Here is a 1,169-nt window from a genome sequence, read left to right on the forward strand (position 1 = left end):
TACTGAGGTTGAACTCGTGGAGTCGTAGGGGCTGACGGCTCGTCGCCTGTGCGGTATCACCGGGGCATGCGGTATCCACAAGGGGGCGGGCTGACTGCCGAACGGCAGCAGTTCCGCGAGGAGTTACGGCTCAAGGCGGCCGAGAGGTTCGCCCGGGGCGAGGCGAGCTCGGCGATCGCCAAGGACCTACGGGTCAGCGTCCGCTCGGTGCAGCGATGGCGGCGGATGTGGGACGAGGGCGGGCCGCGGGCCCTGCGGTCACAGGGGCCGGCGTCGCTGCCGAGGCTGAGTCAGAAGCAGTTCGCGCAGCTGGAGGCGGAGCTGGCCAAGGGCCCGGCCGCGCACGGCTGGGAAGACCAACGGTGGACCCTGAGCCGTGTGAAGACGGTGATCGGTCGGCGCTTCCACCTGACCTACACGATCCAGGGCGTGCGGAAACTGCTGGTGCGCAACGGTTGGTCCTGCCAGGTTCCGGCCCGACGGGCGATCGAGCGGGACGACGAGGCGGTGGCCGGGTGGGTCAAGGAGGTGTGGCCCTGCGCGGAAGGCTCGCGGCGGTGAGTGGAGCCTGGCTCGTCTTCGAGGACGAAGCCGGATTCTCCATGACACCGCCGCAGGCCAAGACCTGGTCACAGCGCGGCCGGACCCCAGTGGTGCGAGTTCGCGGTCGTTCCCGCAGACGGATATCGATTGCCGCGCTGACCTGCTACAAGCCCGGACACCGGTCCCGGCTGATCTACCGGCCCCGCAAGGATGACGGCCGCCGCGACGGCCGCAAGAGCTTCTCCTGGCGCGACTACCGGGACCTGCTGATCGCCGCCCACCAGCAGCTCGGCGGCCCGATCGTCCTCGTCTGGGACAACCTGAACGTCCACAAGGCCGCCGGCCTACGGGAGTTCGCCGAGGCCCGGGACTGGCTGACCATCTACTACCTGCCGCCCTACGCACCCGACCTCAACCCCGTCGAAGGGATCTGGTCCCTTCTGCGACGCGGCTGGCTCTCCAACGTCGCCTTCAACACCCCCGAACACCTCGCCCAGCGCATCCGACGCGGCCTACGGCACATCCAGTACCGCAGCGACCTCGTAGACGGCTGCCTCACCGAGACCGGCCTGACCATCAGACCCACCTGAGCAACCCAGCGACATCACGAGTTCAACCTCAGTAAT

Annotated in this window: 1 protein-coding gene; it reads left to right on the forward strand. The window is 68.4% G+C overall.

Features of this window, described 5'->3' with window-relative positions:
- Positions 1-66 precede the first annotated feature (66 nt).
- Positions 67-1,133 (forward strand): IS630 family transposase gene (locus GL263_RS29285; RefSeq protein ID WP_438948012.1). Its coding sequence is split into 2 segments (ribosomal slippage): positions 67-510 and positions 513-1,133, totalling 1,065 coding nucleotides; the frame shifts between segments, so codons are not numbered across the junction.
- Positions 1,134-1,169 lie beyond the last annotated feature (36 nt).

The sequence above is a fragment of the Streptomyces durbertensis genome, from assembly GCF_014156695.1.
GTDB classification, from domain to species: Bacteria; Actinomycetota; Actinomycetes; order Streptomycetales; family Streptomycetaceae; genus Streptomyces; species Streptomyces durbertensis.